Source organism: Sulfitobacter sp. DSM 110093 (assembly GCF_022788715.1).
Classification (GTDB): domain Bacteria; phylum Pseudomonadota; class Alphaproteobacteria; order Rhodobacterales; family Rhodobacteraceae; genus Sulfitobacter.
On sequence record NZ_CP085167.1, the window covers coordinates 1,216,200 to 1,237,663 of the forward strand.

Genomic DNA, 21,464 nt, shown 5'->3' on the forward strand with positions numbered 1-21,464 from the left:
ATGGCCCCGATCAAAGACCACCCGCAGCGCCTTGCCCTCACCGGCGAAATGCACGCACGCCCGTTTCCGCAGCTCGCCGCGCCCTCTAGGGTGGCGTTTCTGGCCGTCAAGTTTGCGCCCACCACCGATCCAAAGTCGGAATTGAACGCCCTGCTCGCGCATTACGGCGCTCCGCGCGCGGATCTAGAAGCCAAACACTACTACGGAGAGATGGGCCGCTTTACCTTGAAGTGGGAGCAGCATACGGAATTCGTGACCTATACGGTCATCGCGCAGGCGGGCGATACGACCGCTTTTGCGCCTACAGATTTCGAAGTCTTTCCCGAAGATTGGCTGGCAGCGGTACAGGGTGAGCGGATCACTTCTGCACTGGTTGCTGTATTGCCGAAACCCGGCGATGACGCCGAGATCGCCGGGCATCTTCACGATTGGTTCGTCCCCGAGAGCCTTGCCGTGGCTGAGGTGCTGGAAGGGGCTTCGGTGGTGGCTAGTGACTTTCGGATCGATCCCGCAGGCCACATGCGGCTGGCGCTGTTTATCGAAGCGGGCACCGGGCAGCGACGGATTGGGCGCATCGTGCAACGCTTATGCGAGATCGAGACCTATAAGGCCATGTCGATGCTGGGTTTCATGGAGGCGCGGGGCATGGCCATGGCTTTGAATGATTTCGACGGGCAGCTTTCCAGCCTGATGGGGGCCATGCGCAGCGGGGCGGGCACCTCGGCCGAAGAGACGCTCCACGCGCTGCTGGACGTGTCTGTGGCGCTTGAGGCGTTGACCGCCGACACCGCCTATCGCTTTGCCGCGACGGAGGCCTACGAGGCGATAGTCTATCAGCGCATCTCGGCGCTGCGGGAAGAGCGTTTCATGGGTCGACAGGGCTTTGGCGAATTCATGATGCGGCGCTATGAACCCGCCATGCGCACGGTCAAATCCACCGAGACGCGGCTGCAAACACTGTCAGGCCGCGCCCTCCGGGCTGCCGAACTATTGCGCACGCGGGTGGATGTGGAACGTTCGGCCCAGAACCAAGCGATCCTTGCCAGCATGGACCGCCGCGCCGACCTGCAATTGCGGCTACAACATACGGTCGAGGGGCTGTCTGTGGTGGCGATCAGCTACTACGCGGTGTCACTGGTCAGCTATCTGCTCTACCCGCTGGCAGAGCCGCTGGAGGTCAGCAAGGGGCTGCTGACCGCCGTGGTCACCGTGCCGGTTGTGCTTGGCGTGTGGTGGACGCTGCGCCACCTGCGGCGGAAGATCGGCTGAGCAACGCCTGCATGGCCAGCCCGCCCAATGCGATCATCACGATGGCCTCGATGGCCGCGACCGAAAGCGTGGGGACACCCGATAGACCTGCGCCTAAGGTGCAGCCCCCAGCCAGCACACCGCCCACGCCCATCATGGCAGCGCCGGTCAGGTAGCGTCCGGTTTGGCGCGGGGCGTCAAAGCTCTGCCACTGGAACTCACGCGCGATCAGGCTGGCGATCAGCGCGCCGACAAACACGCCGCCCAGAAGCCCGGTGCCAAAGCCCGCGGGGATCGAACTGCTCGCGATGGTCCAGAACAGAGTATCGGCAGAGGGGGAGGTGAAGCTGAGGCTCTCCATGGCGATCGGGTCGAATTCATCCAGCAGGATAAACCCGGTGCCGACCCATGCGGCAGGCACCAAAAGCCCGATCAAACTGGCCATCACCAGTTGCCCCGGACGGTTGCCCGAGCGCAGCGCATAGGCCAGCGCCGCCACGGCGATCAGACCGCCCCAAACCAGCGCACCGCCGGGCAGGGTCGCAAGGCCCACGCTCTCACCCATATCGACAGTCACCGAGCCGAGAGCCACGCGCAGCGGTGCCAACACACCTTTCAGCGTCGCATGGGCCACCACGGCAAAGACCAGCACCACCAGCGCCCCGCGCAAGTTGCCGCCGCCTGTCAGCACCGTGAGGCGTGAAATGCAGCCGCGCGTAAGCACCATGCCCGCGCCGAACATCAGCCCGCCGATGCCAATCGCCAGAAACGGCACTTCAGAAGCCATAAAGCGATGCGCGTCGAAGCTGATCCAACCCGCGGCCACGGCGGCCTGCGTGCCAATCACCGCCAGCGCCAGCGCGGTGAGCCAGACCCCAAGCGCTTGACGCCGGTCTTCGCCCACGAGGCTGCGGCGAAAGCAAAAGCGCGTGCGCTGTGCCAAGACGCCAAACGCCAGCCCGATGAGCGCCGCCAGCAGAACGGACGCCTCTTTTGCTGTCGTCTCTTCAAAGCCGAAAGACTCAAACATCGCGAAAACCCTCGAAAACGGAATTATTTCCCATTTGGAGTGGGTGGGGGTCACAATCAAGTGAAAGCTGACGTCGGAGCCTCCCGCGTCAGCGAAATTATTTCTGTTTTGATGGAAGATTGGGCAACGCTGTTCACCCTGTGTCAGGGTGGGCGAAACAACCGGCCCCCGTCACGATGGGCGGGGGCCGGTCGGTCCTTAATTTAGATCAGCGGCCACGGATGCGCGGATCAAGCGCGTCGCGCAGGCCATCGCCAAGGTAGTTCACCGCGAGCACGGTCAGCGAGATGGCGATGCCGGGCAGCATCACGCGCTCGGGGAACTCTTGCATGCGGTCCACCGCATCGGCCAACTGCTTGCCCCATGTGGGGAAGTCCGAAGGAAAGCCAACGCCCAGAAAGCTTAGCGCGCTTTCGGTGATGATCGCCGTGGCCAAGCCAAGGGTGGCCGAGACCATGATAGGCGAGATCACGTTGGGCAGCAGGTGGCGGCGGATGATCTTGCTCGGCGTGGTGCCGATAGAGCGGGCGGCAAGGATGAACTCGCGCTCCTTGAGCGCCAGAATATCGCCCCGCACGATCCGTGCCGTTTGCATCCAAGAGGTCAGGCTGATGACCGAAACGATGAGGATGAACATGCCGCCCTCAGGCCCAAACTGCGAGCGCAGCGGTTGCCCGAAGAGTGTCACCGCCAACAGCACCAGCGGCAGGATCGGCAAGCTGAGGATGAGATCGGTGAAACGCATGAGCCAGAAGTCCATCCGCTTGAAAAAGCCCGAGAGGACGCCAACTGCCGTGCCAATAATCAGCGCCAGCGCCATGGCCATCCAGCCCACGGCCATCGACACGCGCCCGCCAAAAAGCATCTGCGCAAGGATGTCGCGGCCCAGTTGATCGGTGCCGAAGGGATGGCTCCACCCCGCATTGGCATCGCCATTCCACAGCAGCGTATAGATCGGCCGCCAATTCTTGTTGCGGATGTCGAGCTTTTTGGCGTCGATGTCCCAGATATAGGGGCCAAAGATCACCGCGAGCGTGATGAAGATCAAGAAACCGCCGCCGAAAAGCGCACCCTTGTGCTTGCGGAACTGGTCCCAAACATCGCGCCACTGACTGCGCGGGGGCTTCTGGGGGCCCTTGTCTTGCAGGGCTTTCATGAATTCGAGGTCGGCTTCGACCGGGCTGGCGGGAATGGGTTGCTCAGTCATAACGGATCCTTGGGTCAAGCAGGCCGTAGAGGATATCTGCGATCAGGTTGAACAGAACGATCAACACCGCAAAGATAAAGGTCAGGGTCATCACCATCGGCAGGTCATTGGCGCGCAGCGCAGTTAGCAGCAGCTGGCCGATGCCATTCACCTTGAAGACGTTCTCGGTGATGATGGCGCCGCCAAAGATGGCGGGCATGCCAAGCGCGATGATGGTGACCACCGGGATCATCGAGTTGCGCAGCACATGAACCATGACGACGACGCTTTCCTTCAGCCCCTTGGCGCGGGCGGTGCGCACGTAGTCTTGGTTAAGGTTATCAAGCATGGCACCCCGCATGTAGCGGCTGATCTGCGCCGTGGTTTGCAGCGCCAGAACCATGACGGGCATGATCATCTGAAAGAACTGTACCTTAAAGCTGGCCCAATCGTTCACCACATGGGTGGTGTCATAGATCGACGGCAGCCAGCCAAGCGTAACTGAGAAGATCACGATCAACAGCGGCCCGGTAAAGAAGGGCGGGATCGAAAAGCCGATCATGGTGATGAACGTCCCAGCCTGATCGAAGACCGAATAGTGACGGTAGGCCGAGTAGATGCCGATGGGGATCGCAATGACGATGCCCACGATATAGGCTAGCCCGACAACCCAGAGGGTCTGTGGCATGCGCTGGATCACGATGTCCATCACAGGCGAACGGGTCTGCCAAGAGATCACACGCAGCTTGCCGTCCGACAGGGCGGTGTCAGGCAGCCAGCCGAACAGCGTGGAGCGGTTGGTCAGGTAATCAATGAAAACCTGCGGCTCGATCCAAAAGACCTGCACGAGCCATTTCCAGTATTGGATATAGATTGGCTGTCCGAGGCCAAGCGCCTCGCGCATTTTCTCTTTCACCTCGGGCGGGACCGTCAGCGGCACTTGGGCCATCGGGTCGCCGGGGGCGAGTTGTAGCAGCAGGAAAATCACCAGGCTGATAAACAAAAGCGTCGGGATCGACAAAAGAAGTCGTCGGATGGTGAAGGTCAACATTGGCGTCGCCTTTGTAAGTCAGTCTGTGGGGGGTGGGGGCGATAGGGGGTGCGCGGATGACGCACACCCCCAAAGGTCGGTGAAGGGAGGCGCAGTATGCCGCGCCTCCGTCCTAGATCACTCTTCCATGCGGTACCAATCGGCGGCATTCCACAGCTCGGAGTCCCAAGTGTTCAGCACAACGCCACCAAGGGTGTTGGAGGCAGCCGAGACGCGACCGCGGTCAACCAGCGGCAGGATTGAGTAGCTGTCTTTGGTCAGCATGTCGTTCAGCTTTTTGGCCAACTCGCCACGCTTTTCCATTTCGCCGGTACGGCCCAGTTCGGCCACCATCGCATCATACTCTTCGTTGCAGAAGCGGTTAATGTTTTCACCCTGCCACTGCGATTCCGGGCTTGGGAATTTGGCGCAGGTCCGCTGAGCAAGGTAGCTTTGCGGGTCGGTGCCGTCGAAGTTGTTGGCGTACATCTCAACGTCTGCATAGAAACGCTGGAACGTATCGGTCGAACCGGGGTCGCCGCCGAAGAAGACCGAAGAGTCGACGTTGCGCAGTTCGGTTTCAACACCGATCTGGCTCCACCAATCTTTGATCAGCGCTTGGAAATCCTGACGCACGGCATTGGTCGAGGTCTGGTAGAGCAGGGCCAGCTTTTCGCCGTCCTTGTCACGCACGCCATCGCCATCTGTGTCGGTCCAGCCCGCTTCGTCCAACAGCGCCTTGGCGCCTTCGATGTCTTGGGTCAGGCAGTCTGTGTTGTCGGAAGCATAAAGCTCAGGCGCGGGGACCATGTTGCAAGTTGCGCGGCCCGCTTGGCCGTAGCCGACTTCGACCAGCAGTTCGCGGTCAATCGCCATGGAAAGCGCGCGGCGCACTTTTTCATCGCTCAGGATCGGGTGCGGGTGCATCGCGGTGCCACGTTCGCCTTCGGGCAGGTCAGGCGAGGCATCGGTCATGTTCAGCTCAAGACGCTCAACCAGCGTGCCGAACGCCGACATGGGCTTGCCTTTGCCGCCTTCGGCCATCTTGGCGATGACATCGGGGGCCAGTTGCAGGTTCCAGGCGTAGTCGAACTCACCCGTTTCCATCACGGCACGACCCGCGGCTGTCGCGTCACCGCCGCCTTTGAAGGTCAGCGTCGCGAAGGCGGGTTTGCCTGCGTCGCGGAAGTTTTCGTTGGCGGCCATGGTGATTACGTCATTGGGACGGAATTCCGTGACGGTGAAGGGGCCGGTGCCGATGGGGTTAAAGTTGGCTTCGGTGCATTCGGGCGCCTTGGCGCCGGTACAATCGGCAAACTGTGCCGCCTGAATGATTGGGGATTGGCCGCCCATGAAGGGGCCATAGGGGTTTGGCATCGGCTCAGAGAAGGTCACTTTGACGGTCTGGTCGTCGATTGCCTCAACCGAAGACACGCCTTCGAATTTCGCCAACTGCGCGCAGCCGCCTTCGGGATTCATGCAGTAATCAGCGGTGAATTTAACGTCATTCGCGGTAAAGGGTGTACCGTCAGACCATAGCAGCCCGTCTTTCAGCTTCCATGTGATGGTCTTGAGGTCTTCGCTCACGCCGCCGTTTTCCAGCGTCGGGATTTCGGTGGCCAAATAAGGCACCAGCGCGCCGGTTTCGTCATAGCGGCCAAGCGGTTCAAGAACCAACGAGGAGGCCTCAACATCTTTGGTGCCCGAAGACAGATAGGGGTTCAGGATCGACGGTGCCTGCCAATAAATAACTTTGACTTCACCGTCCCGACCGCGCTCGCCCTCATGGGCTTCAGCAAAGGCCATAGGGGCAAACGCTGTCGAAGCGACGGCCCCCATCAATAGGGTCTTCAATTTCATATCTTACTCCATGTTGGACACGTGGGCGTGCCGCTTTTTGTCGACGGGATTACCCCCGCCTTGTTGTTGTCGCCCCGAAAAGAACATGAGCTTCACCAGCTAAACATAACAAAACAAGTAATATTCAACCTGTGATCGAAGCGTTCTTTCCAAACCGCATGGGCCATATCGAAACAGGTTTCCCGGAAATTGCAAGGGCGGACGTGGCGCATTTATGACAAAGACCAATACCCGCGCGTCTGGTTTGACAGTCTTATCAAATCCGCCGTAGCGTCAGGCAAAATCTGCGCCAATAAAAACAACAGGGAAACAGATGCTGGATCACACAAACGGGGCGCCAATCGCCCAAATTCAGGGCCTGCGCGTCGAATTTCAGACCAAAGACGGCCCGGTTGTGGGCGTTGAGGACGTCAGTTTTGACATCAATCCCGGAGAGACGGTTTGCGTGGTCGGGGAATCAGGGTCGGGCAAATCGGTGTCTTCGCTGTCCCTGATGCGATTGGTCGAATATGGCGGCGGTGAAATTGCAGGCGGTCGCCTGCTTTTTGAGCGCGGTGAAAAGGGCCAGATCGATCTGGCGGCCAGCAGTGGCAATCTGATGCGCAAGATTCGCGGCAATGAGATCGGTATGATCTTCCAAGAGCCGATGACCGCGTTGAATCCTGTGTTCACCATCGGCAAGCAGATGACAGAAGGTCTGCGCCTGCATTTGAACATGTCCCGCCAAGAGGCGGAGGCACGCGCGCTGGAATTGATGCGGCAGGTTCGTATCCCCGAGCCTGAGCGGCGCCTCAAACAATACCCGCATGAGCTGTCGGGTGGTATGCGTCAACGTGTTGTCATCGCCATGGCACTGGCCTGTGAGCCGCGCCTACTGATCGCGGATGAGCCGACCACCGCACTCGACGTTACCATTCAGGCCGAGATCCTTGCGCTGATGGACCGACTGAAGCGCGAAACTGGCACCGCGGTGATGTTCATTACCCATGACATGGCCGTGGTGGCGCAGATGGCCGACCGCGTAGTCGTCATGTTCCGCGGTAAAAAGGTCGAAGAGGGCACGGTCGAGGAAATCTTTGAGAACCCGCAACACCCCTATACCAAAGCCCTGCTGGCGGCTGTTCCGAAACTGGGCGAAATGACGGGCAAGCCCTATCCTGAACCGATGAAGCTGCTGGGGTCTGAAGACAAAGAAATCCTGCCGATCAAAGGCCGCGACGACGTGTTGCTGTCGGTCAAAAACCTGACCACGCGCTTCCCGGTTCAGGGTGGTTTCTTGCGCCGTACCGTGGCGAATGTTCATGCCGTCGAAGACCTGTCCTTTAGCATCAATAAGGGCCAAACCCTGAGCCTTGTCGGCGAATCCGGTTGTGGTAAATCCACCGCTGGCCGGTCGATCTTGCGGTTGGTTGAGCCGATGTCGGGGGAGGTGAACCTCGACGGTGTTGACGTTATGGCGCTTGATCAAAAAGCCCTGCGCACCGCGCGGCTTGATATGCAGATGATCTTCCAAGATCCCTTTGCGTCTCTGAATCCGCAGATGCAGTTGGCCGATCAGGTGGCTGAACCGATCCACAACTTCGCCACGCTCAAAGGGGCGGAGATCACCAAACGGATCGAGATGCTTTTTGACCGGGTTGAATTGCCGCGCAGCTTTATGCGGCGCTTCCCGCATGAACTCTCGGGCGGCCAGCGCCAGCGCGTCGCCATCGCGCGCGCGCTTGCGTTGAACCCCAAGCTAATCATCGCGGATGAGGCCGTCTCGGCCCTCGATGTGTCTGTGCAGGCGCAGGTGCTGAATTTGATGATGGAGCTTCAAGCCGAGATGGAACTGTCCTTCCTCTTCATCAGCCACGACATGGCGGTGGTAGAGCGGGTAAGCCATTATGTCGGCGTCATGTATCTGGGCCGCATCGTCGAGTTGGGCTCGCGTCAACGTGTCTTTGAAAACCCGCAGCACCCCTATACCCAAGCCCTGATGAAGGCGGTTCCCATCGCCGACCCACGGCGCCGGAAGTCGGAGAAGGATTTGAATTTCAAACCGATCCCATCGCCGATACATCCTGCCAGCTATGTGGCAGAGCCGTCGACGTATAGAGAGGTGGAGCCGGGCCACCATGTGCTGATCACTGACAGCGGATACTAAAGGAAGACCCCAATGACCGAACGCATGACGCCGTTTGAACTGATGGAAAAACTCATCAGTTTTCCCACCGTGTCGCGGGAAACCAACATCCCGCTGATCGACTGGGTGGCCGATTATCTCTCTAGCCACGGCATCGAAAGCCATCGCTATATCGACCCCGAACAGCCCAAACATGCGCTTTTTGCTCATGTCGGCCCATGGGAAGAAGGCGCGGTGGTACTGTCGGGCCATACGGATGTTGTGCCGATCGACGGCCAACCGTGGGAGACTGACCCCTTCACCGTGACCGAGCGCGATGGTCGCTATTATGGACGCGGCACCTGCGACATGAAGGGGTTCGATGCGCTGGCGATCTGGACACTGGTTGAGGCGCATTACGCCGAAGTGAAGCGTCCGCTGCAAATCGCACTCAGCTTTGACGAAGAGATCGGCTGTACTGGGGCGCCGCCGATGATCCAAGCGATGCAAGGTGTGGTGCCAAAGGGCTCTGCCGTGATCGTAGGTGAGCCGTCGACCATGCAAGCTGTAACCGGGCACAAAGGCGGCATTGGCTTTAACACGCATTTGGTTGGATTTGAGGTCCATTCCTCACTGCTGCACACCGGGGTCAACGCGATCATGGCCGGGGCCAAACTGATTGAATGGGCCAACGACGTGAACAGCGATAATATGGCCGCCCGCCCGTCTGAGACAGCGGCGATGTTCGATCCGCCTTTCACCACTGCCCACGTTGGTGTGATCGAAGGCGGCACAGCGCATAATATCACCGCGAAAGACTGCAAATTCGCGATGGATTTCCGCGTGGTACCGGGCGAGGACAAAGACAAATGGGGCACGGCATACCTCAAAGCGGTGCGCGAGGTTGAAAAACAGATGCAGGCCGTGGTGCCAGAGACCTACATTGAGACATCGACGCGATTTGATGTACCTGCATTGCAGCCTGAAAAAGACGGCGAGGCCGAGCAGATCGTGCGCCAGATCACGGGCGACAACGCGAGCCACAAGGTCAGCTATGGCACCGAAGCCGGACAGTTTCAGGAAGCGGGTTATTCCGCTGTGATCTGCGGCCCCGGCGACATTGCGCAGGCCCATCAGCCCAATGAATACATCGAGGTGGCGCAATTTGAGGCAGGCCATGCCTTCATGCGCAAATTGCTGACCCGTCTGCAAGGCTAAGCCGGGGGCGGGGGCCCGCTGCCCCCGCTACCCGGCAAGACGATCTGCAATTTTTCCGGCCGCCTGATGCTGCTCGCGCGGCCAAAGCTTAAAGGCCGCGCCATGTCCTCCTTTCCTATCACGCTCTCTAGCCCCGCCAGCTATCCCCGCACCCCTCCGCGCGAGAGCGAGGTCGTGGTGATTGGTGGCGGGGTGATCGGCGTTTGCACGGCGCTGTTTCTGGCGCGGGCAGGCAAACAGGTCACGCTTTTGGAGAAGGGCCGCATCGCCGCCGAGCAATCCAGCCGCAACTGGGGCTGGATCCGCCAGCAGGGGCGCGACTCTGCGGAACTGCCGATCATGGTAGAGGCCGCGAAGCTTTGGCGCGAATTGGCCCCCCAGTTGGACCGTGACATTGGTCTGAAACAGACGGGGGTCACCTATCTGGCAAGCTCCGAGGCCAAGATGCAGGGCTATGCCGACTGGCTGCCCCATGCGGCGGCGAATGGTATCGACAGCCGATTGATGGACGAAGGCGAAGTTGCCGCCGCTTTTCCGGGGCTGAGCAAAACCTACGCCGGGGCGTTGGTCACCCCGTCTGATATGCGCGCAGAGCCTTGGGCGGCGGTGCCCGCCCTTGCGGCCTTGGCGGTAAAGGAGGGCGTGCGCATCATTGAAAACTGCGCGGTGCGCAAGCTTGACCTCGCCGCTGGCCGCATCGCGGGTGTGGTGACCGAAGCCGGCGCGATCCGCACAGCATCGGTTGTGCTGGCGGGCGGAGTTTGGTCGGCCCTGTTTTTGCGCGCGCATGGGGTCAACCTGCCTCAGCTTTCGGTGCGCGAATCTGTTGTCGCGACCAATGTGCTGCCAGAAGTTCATGCAGGTGCGGTGGCCGAGGCTGGGCTTGCCTTTCGCCGTCGCGCCGATGGCGGCTATACGCTGGCACCGGGGGCGGCGCCGGACCTTTACATCGGCCCCGATGCCTTCCGCGCCTTTCGCCACTACCTGCCGCAACTGCGCGACAACCCGTTCGGCCAACGGCTCCGCATGTCAGCGCCAAAGGGGTTTCCCGACGCGTGGACCACCCCGCGCCGTTGGGCCGCTGACAGTTTCAGCCCGTTTGAAGCGATGCGCATTCTTGATCCCACGCCCGATCATCGCCGACTGCGCAAAGTGCTAAAACAATTTGCAGCGCTTTATCCTGCACTGCCGCCCATCACAGCCCGCAATTCATGGGCCGGAATGATCGACACAATGCCTGATATCGTGCCGGTGGTGGATCATTGTGCACAAATTCCGGGCCTTACCATCGGCACGGGAATGTCCGGACATGGCTTTGGCATCGGGCCGGGTATGGGACGTGTGCTGGCGGCTCTGGTCATGGGCGATGCGCCGGGGCATGATCTGACTAGATTTCGCGCCGATCGGTTCAGCGATGGCACGCCCATCCGCCCCGGACCGGCGCTTTAATTTCATTTTATCAAAGGACAGACCATGCCGATCAAGAACCGCTTTGCCGAAACCCACGCCGAGATCACCGCATGGCGCCGTCACCTGCATGAGCATCCAGAACTGCTGTTCGATCTGCCCAAAACCTCGAATTTCGTCGAGGAGAAACTGCGCAGCTTTGGCATCACCGACATTACCACCGGCATCGCGCAGACTGGCGTGGTGGCGGTGATCGAGGGGCAGAGCAACTCCTCTGGCCGCACCATCGGCCTGCGCGCCGACATGGACGCGCTCCCGATTATGGAGGCGACGGGGCTGCCCTATGCCTCCAAAACCCCCGGTAAGATGCATGCCTGTGGCCACGATGGTCATACCGCCATGCTGCTGGGTGCGGCGCAATATCTGGCCGAGACGCGCAATTTCGATGGGCGTGTCGTGCTCATCTTCCAGCCCGCCGAAGAGGGCGGTGGCGGCGGTGAAGTCATGGTGCAGGAAGGGTTGATGGATCGTTGGGACATCGATGAGGTTTACGGCATGCACAACATGCCGGGCCATCCAACAGGCCATTTCGCCATCCGCGAGGGCGCGCTTCTCGCGGCAGCGGACGAGTTCAATATCACGCTGACCGGGCAGGGCGGCCATGCTGCCGCTCCGCATGAGGCGATAGATACCAACCTCGCCGCCGCCCATGTGTTGATCGCGCTGCAATCCATCGCCAGCCGCAACACTGATCCGCTAAAGCAGGTCGTCGTCTCGGTCTGCACCCTGCGCAGCGATACCGAAAGCCACAATGTGCTACCGCATCAGGTGCTTTTGCGCGGCACGGTACGGACGCTGGACCCCGAGGTGCAGGATCTGGCCGAACAACGCTTGCACGACATCACCCGCCTGACGGCAGAGGCGCATCAGTGCAAGGCCGAGATCGATTATCAGCGTGGCTATCCCGTGACCCGCAACCACGCCGAGCACACCCGCTTTGCCGCCGAGGCTGCCGATCAGATCACCCCCGGCACCGACCGTGACACACCGCCCATCATGGCGGGCGAAGATTTCTCTTACATGCTGAATGCGCGACCGGGGGCCTATATTATGATCGGCAACGGCGAGGGGGCGACGGTGCACCACCCGGAATATGATTTCGATGATGCTGCGATCCCGGCGGGTTGCTCGTGGTTCGCGCAGGTGGTTGAGGACCGGCTGGCAAGGGCGTAAGCATATGCCAGATAAATGCGACTGCATGAAAATCAGCGCCAAACCCAACTTCAGAGGATACTTCCCAAATGGCCGTTAAGAACCGATTTGCCGAGCTGCATGACGACATCACCGCATGGCGCCGCGACCTGCACGAGAACCCCGAGATCTTGTTCGAGACGCATCGCACTTCGGGCATCGTGGCCGAGAAACTTCGTGCTTTCGGCTGTGATGAGGTTGTCGAAGGCATTGGCCGCACGGGTGTTGTCGGTGTCATCAAGGGCAAAGAAACAGGGTCGGGCAAAGTGATCGGCCTGCGCGCCGATATGGACGCGCTGCCGATCAATGAGCAGACAGGGCTGGATTATGCCTCTAAAACACCCGACGCGATGCACGCCTGCGGCCATGACGGCCACACCGCGATGCTGCTAGGTGCCGCGCAATATCTGGCGGAAACCCGCAACTTTGACGGCACGGTTGTTGTGATCTTTCAGCCCGCCGAAGAAGGCGGCGGCGGTGGTCGCGAAATGTGCGAGGACGGCATGATGGACCGTTGGGGCATTCAGGAAGTCTATGGCATGCACAACTGGCCGGGCATGCCCACAGGTTCCTTCGGCATCCGCCCCGGATCATTCTTTGCCGCGACGGATCAGTTCGACATCACCTTTGAGGGGCGCGGGGGCCATGCCGCCAAACCGCATGAGACCATCGACACCACAGTCATGGCTGCTCAGGCCGTTCTGGCGCTGCAAACCATCGCCGCACGCAATGCCGATCCGGTAGAGCAGATCGTGGTTTCGGTCACCGCGTTTGAGACATCCTCAAAGGCGTTCAACGTGATCCCGCAGCGGGTGCAGATGAAAGGCACCGTGCGCACGATGTCGGCAGACGTGCGCAGCCTTGCTGAAAAACGCATCAATGAGATTTGTAACGGCATCGCTGCAACTTTTGGTGGCAAGGCCGATGTGACCTATCACCGGGGCTATCCGGTCATGGTGAACCACGAAGAGCAGACCGAATTCGCAGCCGACGTGGCGCGCTCCATCTCTGGCGATTGTAGCGAAGCGCCTTTGGTCATGGGCGGCGAGGATTTTGCCTTTATGCTCGAAGAACGCCCCGGTGCTTATATTTTGGTGGGCAACGGCGATACCGCAGCGGTGCATCACCCCGAATACAACTTCAACGACGAAGCTATCCCGGCGGGTTGCAGCTGGTGGGCGGGGATCGTCGAGCAACGGATGCCAGCGGCGTAATCCTTTGACACATGAACTGAACGCGCCTCCCTCTGGGGGCGCGTTTTTCGTTGGGGGTCAGCCGCGTTCCCAGAGCGCGTTATAGACGGCTTCGATCCCGTCCGCCTCGGCCCGGGCGCTAAAGCGGCCCACGGCCCAACGTCGCGCGGCGTCCTTCAGGGCGGCTTGATCCTCTTGCGCGAGCAGTGACAGCGCGGCATGAGAGGCCGCCTCTGCTGCGCCCAGAGGTACAACCTTGCCCACGCGACCTGCGTTAGAGAAGGCCCCGTAATAGCCCGCGTCACTGCCTACGAACGGCACGCCAGACGCCAATGCTTCTAGTGGGACCATGCCGTAGCCTTCGTAGCGCGGCAGTTGCACCACAAGTGACAGGGCACGCATTAGTTTAGGAAGATCGGCGGCGGGATATTCCCCGATAAAAAGCAGCCGGTCGGCCAGCCCTGCGGCTTCGACCTGTGCCTTGAGCTTGGTCAGAAACGCCTCATGCTTGCCACCAGCCCGGCCAATGACCAGCGCCACCGCGCCGGGGCGTTCAGGCAGCAGGCGCAGCATTGCCTCTACGAAAAGGTCGGTTCCTTTTTCAGGCCGGATGCGCCCCACGGTGGCAATGCCATGGGTGCCGCCAAAACCCAATTGCTCCCAAGCGTTCGCGCGATTCGTGGCGGGCGAGAAGACATCGGTATCCACCCCATGGGGCACCACGGCGCGGACATGGGGCACGAACTCTGCCGCGCGTTCGGTCGTGGCGATCACCGCGTCCATCTGACGGATCAGCCAGCGCGGATAGGCCGAATGCAAGCGTTGCGCGGCAGAGGTGAAAACGATTTTGATATTGGCGCGGCGTACATCGCGTAGCCAGAGTGCGCTGCGCATCTCAGTATTGCGGCGCACGTGCCAGATAGCGAAGGGGTGATCTGCGGGTGGGTGCTTGCGAGTGATCCGCGCTGCTGCGGCACGGGTCAGGGGGACCGGACAGCCGGGCAAGGGCTGGCCCACCAACGCCAGATCATGCCGTGTGACCTGCTGTCGGATGACATTTGCCGCTGTTGCAGAAACCCCGGTGAAATTGCGGTTGTAGTTGGTTACGTAGAGTTCAGGCATCGGGCGGCCCCTTACGCAAACCCAAGGCGGTGATCAGCCGCTCGGCGATACTATCAAGCTTGTCGGTTTGCGCCGCGGCATATTCTTTGGCCGCCGCCACACCATTGGTCCGCGCGACATCATCCGTCAGCAGGTCGGCGACGCGATCGGCCAAGTCCTGCGTGCCCGCGATCAGACGTGCAGCGCCTGCGGTTTCCATCTCGGCATAGGTTTCGGCAAAATTGGTGACATGGGTGCCTGACAACACCATCGCCCCGGCCTGCGCGACCTCATAAGGGTTGTGCCCGCCGATAGGGTGGAGCGACCCGCCCAGAAAGACAATCTCAGACAGCGCGTACCATGTGCCCAACTCGCCCAACGTGTCGGCGAGAAACACCTGCTCTTGCGGCATGTCGCCCCGCGTGCGGCGGCCATGGGTCAGGCCGATGCTGGCGATAAGACCGGCCACCTCATCCCCGCGTACCGGGTGGCGGGGGACAAGGATCAGGCAAAGGTTTGGAAAACGTTCCAACAACTGCCGATGCGCCTCAAGTACCGATTTTTCCTCTCCGGGGTGAGTAGAAGAGGCGATCCAGACGGGGCGCCCGCCCAGAGCCGTCCGGGCTTGCGCAACCGTTTCATCGTCCCGCGGCAGGGGCCCTGCCATGGATTTAAGATTGATCCCGGGCGCAACCCGGTCGGTGGGCGCGTTGATTGTGGCCATGGCCCGCGCCATCGCGTCATTTTGCGTCAGGATCAGATCAAAGACCCCAAAGAGAAAGCCCGCCAGCGCCGGCTGTTTCTGCCAACGCGCGATAGAGCGTTGCGAAAGCCGTGCGTTGATCAGCGCCATCGCCGTACCGCGCGCATGGGTCCGGTGCAGCATCTGCGGCCAGAGTTCACTCTCCACGAAAAGTGCCGCATCGGGACGCCAGTGGTTAAGGAACCGCTTCAGCGGGCCGGGGGCATCCAGCGGCGCGAATTGATGCCGCGTGCGCGGGGGTAGGCGGCTGCCCACTAAACGGGCCGAGGTGGCGGTGCCGGAGGTGATCAGAAAATGCGCCTGTGGCAGGGCACGGCTCATTCGGTCAATTAGGGCCAAGACCGACAGGCTTTCCCCGACCGAAGCCGCGTGGAACCAGATCAGCGTAGCGTCAGGGCGCGGCTGGCTGGCATGGCCGAGCTTCTCCCGTGCGCGTTCCGGTGTGATCCCGGCGCGGCGCAGTTTGGCCATGGATTGCCGTCCGGCGATGGGCAGTATTGCGGTGCTCGCCGCGACCCATGCCTTATAAAGGAAAGGCGTGCCCATCGGCTCAGCCGCCCGTATGGCTCATGTGGCGCGGCATCTGACCGTCGACGCGCTGGCGGGAATAGTCGAAATCATGCCCCTTCGGCTTGCGGTCGATCGCCGCGCGGATCGCCTCTTGCAGCGGCACATCCGTATCGGGGTGATCGCGCAGCGGGGCACGCAGATCGGCCACGTCTTCTTGCCCCAGACACATGAAAATCTCACCCGTACAGGTCACCCGAACACGGTTGCAGCTTTCGCAGAAGTTATGGCTCAACGGGGTGATGAAGCCGATCTTCTGCCCCGTCTCTTCGAGACGTACGTAGCGGGCCGGGCCCCCGGTACGCTCGGCCAGATCGGTAACGGTGTAATGCTCCGCATAGCGCGCGCGCACGTCTTTCAGCGACCAGAACTGACCAAAGCGATCTTCGTTGCCCAGATCACCCATCGGCATGACTTCGATCCAAGTCAGATCAATCCCACGCTCGGCGCACCATTCGGTGATGCGCGGCAGCTCGGGCTCGTTGAAACCCTTGAGCGCCACGGCGTTGATCTTGATCTTCAGCCCTGCACGTTGCGCCGCATCGATCCCGCGCAGCACCTGCGGCAGACGGCCCCAGCGGGTGATATCTGCGAACTTTTGCTCGTCTAGCGTGTCGAGCGAGACATTTACCCGGCGCACCCCGGCGGCATAGAGATCGTCGGCGAAGCGTTCCAGCTGGCTGCCGTTGGTGGTCAACGTCAGCTCCTTCAGCGCGCCACTGTCGAGATGCCGTTTCATCCCTTCAAAGAAGGTCATGATCCCGCGCCGCACCAAAGGCTCCCCGCCGGTGATGCGCAGTTTCTCAACGCCCAGATTGACGAAGTTGCTGCACAAACGGTCCAACTCCTCCAGCGTGAGGAGTTCCTTCTTGGGCAGAAAGGTCATGTTCTCCGACATGCAGTAGACGCAGCGAAAATCGCAGCGGTCGGTGACGGAGACGCGCAAGTAGGTGATCGCGCGCATGAAAGGGTCAATAAGGGGTGCTGTCATGCCTTATAGGTAATGCTCCGCCCACTGCGGGGCAAGCGGCATTTGGGCGATTGATAAGGGGGTAGGGCGCAGATAGTCTGGCGGCATGACACGTATTATTATCCCGCTTTTCATCGTGGCCGCCTCCGCTGGCTGTAGTAATCTGGCTGACCGTTTTGGGATAGAACGCGCCCAACCCGAAACGGCATCCGTATCGGCAGAGGCCGCGGCGCCTGCGCCCACTGCCGCACCAATCGCGGCGTCCGGCAGCAGTGCAGAGGCGCTGGATACGACAACAGCGGCAGAGCGCGAAGCCGCCACCCGCGCCCCGACCAGCGCCGGTTCTGTTTTGGGAACGACTGTGGTCAGCCTTGGCAGCGCGGCAGAGCCGGGGCTGTGGTTGAAAACGCCCCTCGTGAAATCCGAGCAGCCCGGCCGCGTGACCAACCCCGCCACGGGTAAATCGGCCGCCGTGACGCTGATCCCACTCGAGGGGCCATCGACGGCAGGCAGCCGTATGTCGCTGCCCGCCTTGCGTTTGATCGGCGCCTCGCTGACGGACCTTACTACGGTCGAAGTGTCGGCCGAAGGTTAGGGGATCAGCCTGTGCCTTCTGACTTTTTCAGCAGGCGCAGCGCTTCTTTTACCGCGACAGGTTTCATCGCTTCCCCATGCGCCGCGATAAAGGCGCGGGTCCGCTCGGGGTCGTGTTTCGACAGGTCGCGCAGCCAAGCGCCGATTGCCTTTTGGATGAACTGGCGGTGATCTGGAACCATTGTTGCCGCCCAGCCGAGGATGCGGTCGCGCGCGTCGAGTTCCTCGGGCTTTGGGTTGTTCTGCTTGGTCCACGGCAGGGTCGACACCAGCACCGCACGTCGCGTCCAAAGGTGGTCGGAGGCGACGCAGCTTTCCAATTCATCAAGGCGGGAGGGCTCAGCCGCCAGACGTTTCTGCGCCGCCATGCTGGCATGATCGGCAATTGCCCAACTATCAAAATCAGGGGTCCAACTGGCGATTAGCGCCCAAGCTGCCTGATCGTCGGGCCGCAGCCGTGCTTGGGTCAGCAGTTTGGCGGCAGCAACGCGCGCCTCAAAGATGTCCGACTGCCACAGCCCGTCGGCAAGGGCGACACGGCCCTCAACATCAAGCGCCTCGCGCCAAGCCTGTGTGAGTTCGGCGATTTGCGGGTTTGTTAGCCCAAGGTAACGACGGTCGGCCTTGTGATAGGCGCGCATTTCTTCGGCCCGGGCCGGGTTGGCCTGCGTTTCAAGTTCTTCCAGAGCGGTTTCAATAATCATTCGACTGTCACCGATTTCGCCAGATTGCGGGGTTGATCGACATCCGTGCCTTTGGCAACGGCGGTGTGATAGGCCAGCAACTGCGCCGGAATGGCATAGAGGATCGGGGCAAGCGCATCGGGAACTGGGGGCATTTCGATGCTGAACCAGACGCCCTCATTAGCTTCGGCCTGACCTTTGGAATCCGAGATCAAGATCACCTTGCCCTTTCGGGCCATGACCTCTTGCATATTGCTGACGGTCTTGTCGAACAGCGCATCGCGGGGGGCCATGACGACCACCGGAACATGCTCATCCACCAGTGCGATGGGGCCGTGCTTCAGTTCACCCGATGCATAAGCTTCGGCGTGTATGTAGCTAATTTCCTTCAGCTTTAGCGCCCCTTCTAGTGCGAGGGGGTACATCTGACCCCGACCCAAGAACAGCACATCGCGCGCGTGTGAAAGTTTAAGTGCGGCTTCTTGCATCGTGTTGTTCTGCTCAAGCGCTGTGCTGACGATCGCGGGCAACCCTCGCAGGCCTGAGATGTGATCTGCAAAGGTCTCAGCGGTGATCGCTTCGCGGTCACGCGCGGCTTTAAGTACCAGCGCAAACAGGACGACCAATTGACAAGTGAAGGCCTTGGTCGAGGCGACCCCAACTTCGACGCCGGCATGGATCGGCAGGGCGTAGTCACTTTCACGAGCGATGGAGCTTTCGGGTACGTTGACGACGGAAAGAATGCGCGCTGCCTTGCCTTCGCAATACCGCAGCGCGGCGAGCGTGTCGGCGGTCTCTCCTGACTGGCTGACAAAAATGGCCAATGTACGCGGCGGGATTGGCGGCTCGCGGTAGCGGAACTCGGATGCCACATCGACTTCAACGGGCAGGCGGGCGATCTGCTCAAACCAGTATTTCGCCGTAAGGCACGCATAAGACGCGGTGCCGCAAGCCACCATGATGATCCGATCGAACTGCGAAAAATCAATGTCTTGTGTGCTGATGTTGATCTCGCCTTCGGGCGTCAGATAATGGCCGATCGCTGCACCGATCACGCCGGGCTGTTCAGCGATTTCCTTAGCCATGAAATGCTTGTGGCCAGCCTTGTCGATGCGGGTGCTGTCAACTTGCACAGTTTTAATCGCGCGATTGACGATTGTACCGTTTCGATCGGTGATTTCGACCGAGGTGCGGGTGATCACGGCGCAGTCACCTTCTTCGAGATAGGCAATGCGGTTGGTCAGCGGGGCGAGCGCAATTGCGTCGCTGCCGACGTACATTTCGCCTTCACCGTAGCCGATGGCGAGGGGCGAGCCCTTGCGCGCGGCGATAAGCAGGTCTTCATGCCCATCGAAAAGGAAGGCCAGCGCGAAGGCACCCTCAAGCCGAGCAAGGGTCTGCTTGGCCGCTTCAATAGGGCCTGCACCCTGAGCCATGTGGTGTTGGGTCAGGAGGGCGACGGTTTCGGTGTCGGTCTCTGTGACCGCCTGCACGCCATGCTCAGCTAATTCGGCCCGCAGTTCGCGGAAGTTTTCAATGATCCCGTTGTGTACCACGGCCACGGGCCCGGCTTGGTGCGGGTGCGCATTGGTCACGCTGGGTGCGCCATGGGTGGCCCAGCGGGTGTGACCGATGCCGGACTTCCCCGCCAGTGGGTCATGCACCAGCGCATCAGAGAGGTTCACCAGTTTGCCCAGAGCGCGGCGTCGGTCGAGTTTGCCGTCGTTCAGCGTGGCAATGCCCGCGCTGTCGTAGCCGCGATATTCAAGACGTTTGAGCGATTCAACGAGGATAGGCGCAACTTCGTGGTTGCCGAGCACCCCTACAATTCCACACATTTTTAGCTGCCCCTCTGCATTTTCGCCTTCTTGGCCTTTAGAATATCGAACATTTTGCGCGCCATACCGGGTTTTTCGACCTGCGGGGCGCGGGACAGAGCCAGCGCCTCTGGTTCCACGTCCGATGTGATGACTGACCCGCTGCCCGTCATGGCCCCGTCACCGATGGTGACGGGTGCGACCAGCATCGTGTTCGACCCAATGAATGCGCCCGCGCCGATGGTGGTGTGATGTTTCATCACCCCGTCATAATTGCAGGTGATCGTGCCCGCCCCGATGTTGCTCCGCGCGCCAACGGTCGCATCGCCAATGTAACTCAGATGGTTCACTTTGGCCCCTTCGGCGATCTGAGCGTTCTTTACTTCGACAAAGTTGCCGATGCGCACGTCTTCGGCCAGTTCCGCGCCGGGGCGCAGGCGGGCGTAAGGGCCGACCACGCCGCCGCGTGAGACATGGCAACCCTCGAGGTGCGAGAAGGCGCGGATCGTGGTGCCGGATTCAACGGTGACATTCGGGCCGAAGACGACATTCGGCTCCACCACTGTGTCGCGGCCAATATAGGTATCGCGGGCAAGAAAAACGGTTTCAGGCGCGATCAGTGTCACGCCGTCCTCCATCAAAAGCGCACGGGCGCGGGATTGGAACGCAGCCTCGGCCCGAGCGAGGTCCGCGCGGGAGTTCACGCCCATCGTCTCGGCCTCGGCACAGGTAACAACGGTCGCACTGCGCCCCTCGGCGCGGGCGAGGCCGATGATATCGGTGAGGTAGTATTCTTCGGAAGCGTTGTCGTTGCCAACTTTGTCGATCAAATCGAACAGCAGTTCGGATTTACAGGCCACGACGCCAGAGTTGCACAGGGTGATGGCGCGTTCCTCCGGAGAGGCGTCCTTGAATTCGACGATCCGCTCCAGCGCGTCGCCCTGCATCACCAGCCGGCCATAGCGGGCGGGATCTGCGGCCTCGAACCCCAGAACCACCACATCATGGTTCGCAAGCGCCTCTTGCATCTTTTCGAGTGTTTCAGGTTGGACGAAAGGGGTATCGCCATAGAGCACCAGCGCCATGCCGTCGAACCCGTCCAGCGCCGGGCGGGCCTGGGCCACCGCATGGGCTGTGCCTAGCTGCTCGGTCTGCTCGACCACCTGCGCATCCTCGTCAAAGAGGGTGGCCGCCGCACGCACCTGATCAGCACCATGGCCCGCCACCACCACCGTATGACGCGGAGCGAGCATAGCGCCCGCAGCCATAGCGTGTTCCAGCAACGGGGCAGAGGCGACCCGGTGCAGCACCTTCGGCAGGTCCGAGTTCATCCGTGTCCCCTTGCCTGCGGCAAGGATGATCAGTGCAGTATCCATGTAAATCTCTTTGTCCTTCAGCTTGCATTCTCTTTACGCGCTTCGCACAAAGGCGCAAGGCCACCG

17 protein-coding genes are annotated in these 21,464 nt (G+C 60.9%); 7 read left to right on the plus strand and 10 right to left on the minus strand.

The genetic code is table 11. The annotated features are described in order from the left end of the window. Positions 1 to 1,269, plus strand: a complete 1,269-nt coding sequence (locus DSM110093_RS05865) for a DUF3422 domain-containing protein (RefSeq protein WP_243267113.1) — start codon at positions 1 to 3, stop codon at positions 1,267 to 1,269. On the opposite strand, the gene DSM110093_RS05870 is transcribed toward DSM110093_RS05865, so the two are convergent. From DSM110093_RS05870 to DSM110093_RS05885, 4 genes are all read right to left on the minus strand, one after another. After that, positions 1,205 to 2,278 carry a YeeE/YedE family protein gene (locus DSM110093_RS05870; protein ID WP_243267114.1) on the minus strand — a complete coding sequence of 358 codons (1,074 nt, stop codon included), beginning with the start codon at positions 2,276 to 2,278 and terminating at the stop codon, positions 1,205 to 1,207. The two genes, DSM110093_RS05865 and DSM110093_RS05870, sit on opposite strands and share 65 nt — an antisense overlap. Positions 2,279 to 2,486: 208 nt before the next feature. Next, complete coding sequence (locus DSM110093_RS05875; protein ID WP_243267115.1) at positions 2,487 to 3,485, minus strand: ABC transporter permease; 999 nt, start codon at positions 3,483 to 3,485, stop codon at positions 2,487 to 2,489. Continuing rightward, positions 3,478 to 4,515 (minus strand): ABC transporter permease, encoded by a 1,038-nt coding sequence (locus DSM110093_RS05880; protein WP_243267116.1) that lies wholly within the window; start codon positions 4,513 to 4,515, stop codon positions 3,478 to 3,480. The genes DSM110093_RS05875 and DSM110093_RS05880 overlap by 8 nt, the downstream gene beginning before the upstream one ends. Positions 4,516 to 4,632: 117 nt before the next feature. After that, positions 4,633 to 6,354: a peptide ABC transporter substrate-binding protein gene (locus DSM110093_RS05885; protein WP_243267117.1), complete on the minus strand. Its 1,722-nt coding sequence runs from the start codon at positions 6,352 to 6,354 to the stop codon at positions 4,633 to 4,635. A gap of 313 nt (positions 6,355 to 6,667) precedes the next feature. On the opposite strand from DSM110093_RS05885, the gene DSM110093_RS05890 reads away from it, so the two are divergent. From DSM110093_RS05890 to DSM110093_RS05910, 5 genes are all read left to right on the plus strand, one after another. After that, positions 6,668 to 8,500, plus strand: a complete 1,833-nt coding sequence (locus DSM110093_RS05890; RefSeq protein WP_243267118.1) for an ABC transporter ATP-binding protein — start codon at positions 6,668 to 6,670, stop codon at positions 8,498 to 8,500. A gap of 12 nt (positions 8,501 to 8,512) precedes the next feature. After that, on the plus strand, positions 8,513 to 9,676 hold the full coding sequence (gene argE, locus DSM110093_RS05895) for an acetylornithine deacetylase (RefSeq protein ID WP_243267119.1): 1,164 nt from the start codon (positions 8,513 to 8,515) through the stop codon (positions 9,674 to 9,676). 102 nt (positions 9,677 to 9,778) lie between these two features. Beyond that, positions 9,779 to 11,125, plus strand: a complete 1,347-nt coding sequence (locus DSM110093_RS05900) for an FAD-dependent oxidoreductase (RefSeq protein ID WP_243267120.1) — start codon at positions 9,779 to 9,781, stop codon at positions 11,123 to 11,125. A gap of 24 nt (positions 11,126 to 11,149) precedes the next feature. Continuing rightward, entirely contained in the window at positions 11,150 to 12,316 is a 1,167-nt protein-coding gene (locus tag DSM110093_RS05905) for a M20 aminoacylase family protein (RefSeq protein WP_243267121.1), read from the plus strand. Positions 12,317 to 12,384: 68 nt separating this feature from the next. Further along, positions 12,385 to 13,548 carry a M20 aminoacylase family protein gene (locus tag DSM110093_RS05910; RefSeq protein ID WP_243267122.1) on the plus strand — a complete coding sequence of 388 codons (1,164 nt, stop codon included), beginning with the start codon at positions 12,385 to 12,387 and terminating at the stop codon, positions 13,546 to 13,548. 57 nt (positions 13,549 to 13,605) lie between these two features. Here DSM110093_RS05910 and DSM110093_RS05915 read toward each other — a convergent pair whose 3' ends face one another. Genes DSM110093_RS05915 through moaA form a run of 3 tightly spaced genes read right to left on the minus strand, consistent with a single transcriptional unit; the run spans position 13,606 to position 16,949 of the window. After that, on the minus strand, positions 13,606 to 14,649 hold the full coding sequence (locus DSM110093_RS05915) for a glycosyltransferase family 4 protein (RefSeq protein WP_243267123.1): 1,044 nt from the start codon (positions 14,647 to 14,649) through the stop codon (positions 13,606 to 13,608). Then, positions 14,642 to 15,937 carry a 3-deoxy-D-manno-octulosonic acid transferase gene (locus DSM110093_RS05920; RefSeq protein WP_243267124.1) on the minus strand — a complete coding sequence of 432 codons (1,296 nt, stop codon included), beginning with the start codon at positions 15,935 to 15,937 and terminating at the stop codon, positions 14,642 to 14,644. The genes DSM110093_RS05915 and DSM110093_RS05920 overlap by 8 nt, the downstream gene beginning before the upstream one ends. A gap of 4 nt (positions 15,938 to 15,941) precedes the next feature. Further along, the gene (gene moaA, locus DSM110093_RS05925; protein ID WP_243267125.1) at positions 15,942 to 16,949 is read right to left on the minus strand and encodes a GTP 3',8-cyclase MoaA; all 1,008 of its coding nucleotides are present in this window, start codon (positions 16,947 to 16,949) and stop codon (positions 15,942 to 15,944) included. Positions 16,950 to 17,034: 85 nt separating this feature from the next. On the opposite strand from moaA, the gene DSM110093_RS05930 reads away from it, so the two are divergent. Further along, on the plus strand, positions 17,035 to 17,523 hold the full coding sequence (locus DSM110093_RS05930) for a hypothetical protein (protein ID WP_243267126.1): 489 nt from the start codon (positions 17,035 to 17,037) through the stop codon (positions 17,521 to 17,523). Between the two features lie 4 nt (positions 17,524 to 17,527). On the opposite strand, the gene DSM110093_RS05935 is transcribed toward DSM110093_RS05930, so the two are convergent. The 3 genes from DSM110093_RS05935 to glmU are packed head-to-tail and all read right to left on the minus strand — an operon-like array spanning position 17,528 to position 21,398. Then, a complete protein-coding gene (locus DSM110093_RS05935) occupies positions 17,528 to 18,226 on the minus strand; it encodes a DNA alkylation repair protein (protein WP_243267127.1) in 699 nt (232 codons plus the stop codon). Continuing rightward, on the minus strand, positions 18,223 to 20,043 hold the full coding sequence (gene glmS, locus DSM110093_RS05940; protein WP_243267128.1) for a glutamine--fructose-6-phosphate transaminase (isomerizing): 1,821 nt from the start codon (positions 20,041 to 20,043) through the stop codon (positions 18,223 to 18,225). The genes DSM110093_RS05935 and glmS overlap by 4 nt, the downstream gene beginning before the upstream one ends. 2 nt (positions 20,044 to 20,045) lie before the next feature. Beyond that, positions 20,046 to 21,398, minus strand: a complete 1,353-nt coding sequence (glmU, locus tag DSM110093_RS05945) for a bifunctional UDP-N-acetylglucosamine diphosphorylase/glucosamine-1-phosphate N-acetyltransferase GlmU (RefSeq protein ID WP_243267129.1) — start codon at positions 21,396 to 21,398, stop codon at positions 20,046 to 20,048. Positions 21,399 to 21,464: the final 66 nt, after the last annotated feature.

Bases quoted from the DNA above. Each gene is read 5' to 3' on its own strand.
- DSM110093_RS05865 (WP_243267113.1), top strand. From the start codon at position 1: ATGGCCCCGATCAAAGACCACCCGCAGCGCCTTGCCCTCACCGGCGAA.
- DSM110093_RS05870 (WP_243267114.1), bottom strand. From the start codon at position 2,278: ATGTTTGAGTCTTTCGGCTTTGAAGAGACGACAGCAAAAGAGGCGTCC.
- DSM110093_RS05875 (WP_243267115.1), bottom strand. From the start codon at position 3,485: ATGACTGAGCAACCCATTCCCGCCAGCCCGGTCGAAGCCGACCTCGAA.
- DSM110093_RS05880 (WP_243267116.1), bottom strand. From the start codon at position 4,515: ATGTTGACCTTCACCATCCGACGACTTCTTTTGTCGATCCCGACGCTT.
- DSM110093_RS05885 (WP_243267117.1), bottom strand. From the start codon at position 6,354: ATGAAATTGAAGACCCTATTGATGGGGGCCGTCGCTTCGACAGCGTTT.
- DSM110093_RS05890 (WP_243267118.1), top strand. From the start codon at position 6,668: ATGCTGGATCACACAAACGGGGCGCCAATCGCCCAAATTCAGGGCCTG.
- argE (WP_243267119.1), top strand. From the start codon at position 8,513: ATGACCGAACGCATGACGCCGTTTGAACTGATGGAAAAACTCATCAGT.
- DSM110093_RS05900 (WP_243267120.1), top strand. From the start codon at position 9,779: ATGTCCTCCTTTCCTATCACGCTCTCTAGCCCCGCCAGCTATCCCCGC.
- DSM110093_RS05905 (WP_243267121.1), top strand. From the start codon at position 11,150: ATGCCGATCAAGAACCGCTTTGCCGAAACCCACGCCGAGATCACCGCA.
- DSM110093_RS05910 (WP_243267122.1), top strand. From the start codon at position 12,385: ATGGCCGTTAAGAACCGATTTGCCGAGCTGCATGACGACATCACCGCA.
- DSM110093_RS05915 (WP_243267123.1), bottom strand. From the start codon at position 14,649: ATGCCTGAACTCTACGTAACCAACTACAACCGCAATTTCACCGGGGTT.
- DSM110093_RS05920 (WP_243267124.1), bottom strand. From the start codon at position 15,937: ATGGGCACGCCTTTCCTTTATAAGGCATGGGTCGCGGCGAGCACCGCA.
- moaA (WP_243267125.1), bottom strand. From the start codon at position 16,949: ATGACAGCACCCCTTATTGACCCTTTCATGCGCGCGATCACCTACTTG.
- DSM110093_RS05930 (WP_243267126.1), top strand. From the start codon at position 17,035: ATGACACGTATTATTATCCCGCTTTTCATCGTGGCCGCCTCCGCTGGC.
- DSM110093_RS05935 (WP_243267127.1), bottom strand. From the start codon at position 18,226: ATGATTATTGAAACCGCTCTGGAAGAACTTGAAACGCAGGCCAACCCG.
- glmS (WP_243267128.1), bottom strand. From the start codon at position 20,043: ATGTGTGGAATTGTAGGGGTGCTCGGCAACCACGAAGTTGCGCCTATC.
- glmU (WP_243267129.1), bottom strand. From the start codon at position 21,398: ATGGATACTGCACTGATCATCCTTGCCGCAGGCAAGGGGACACGGATG.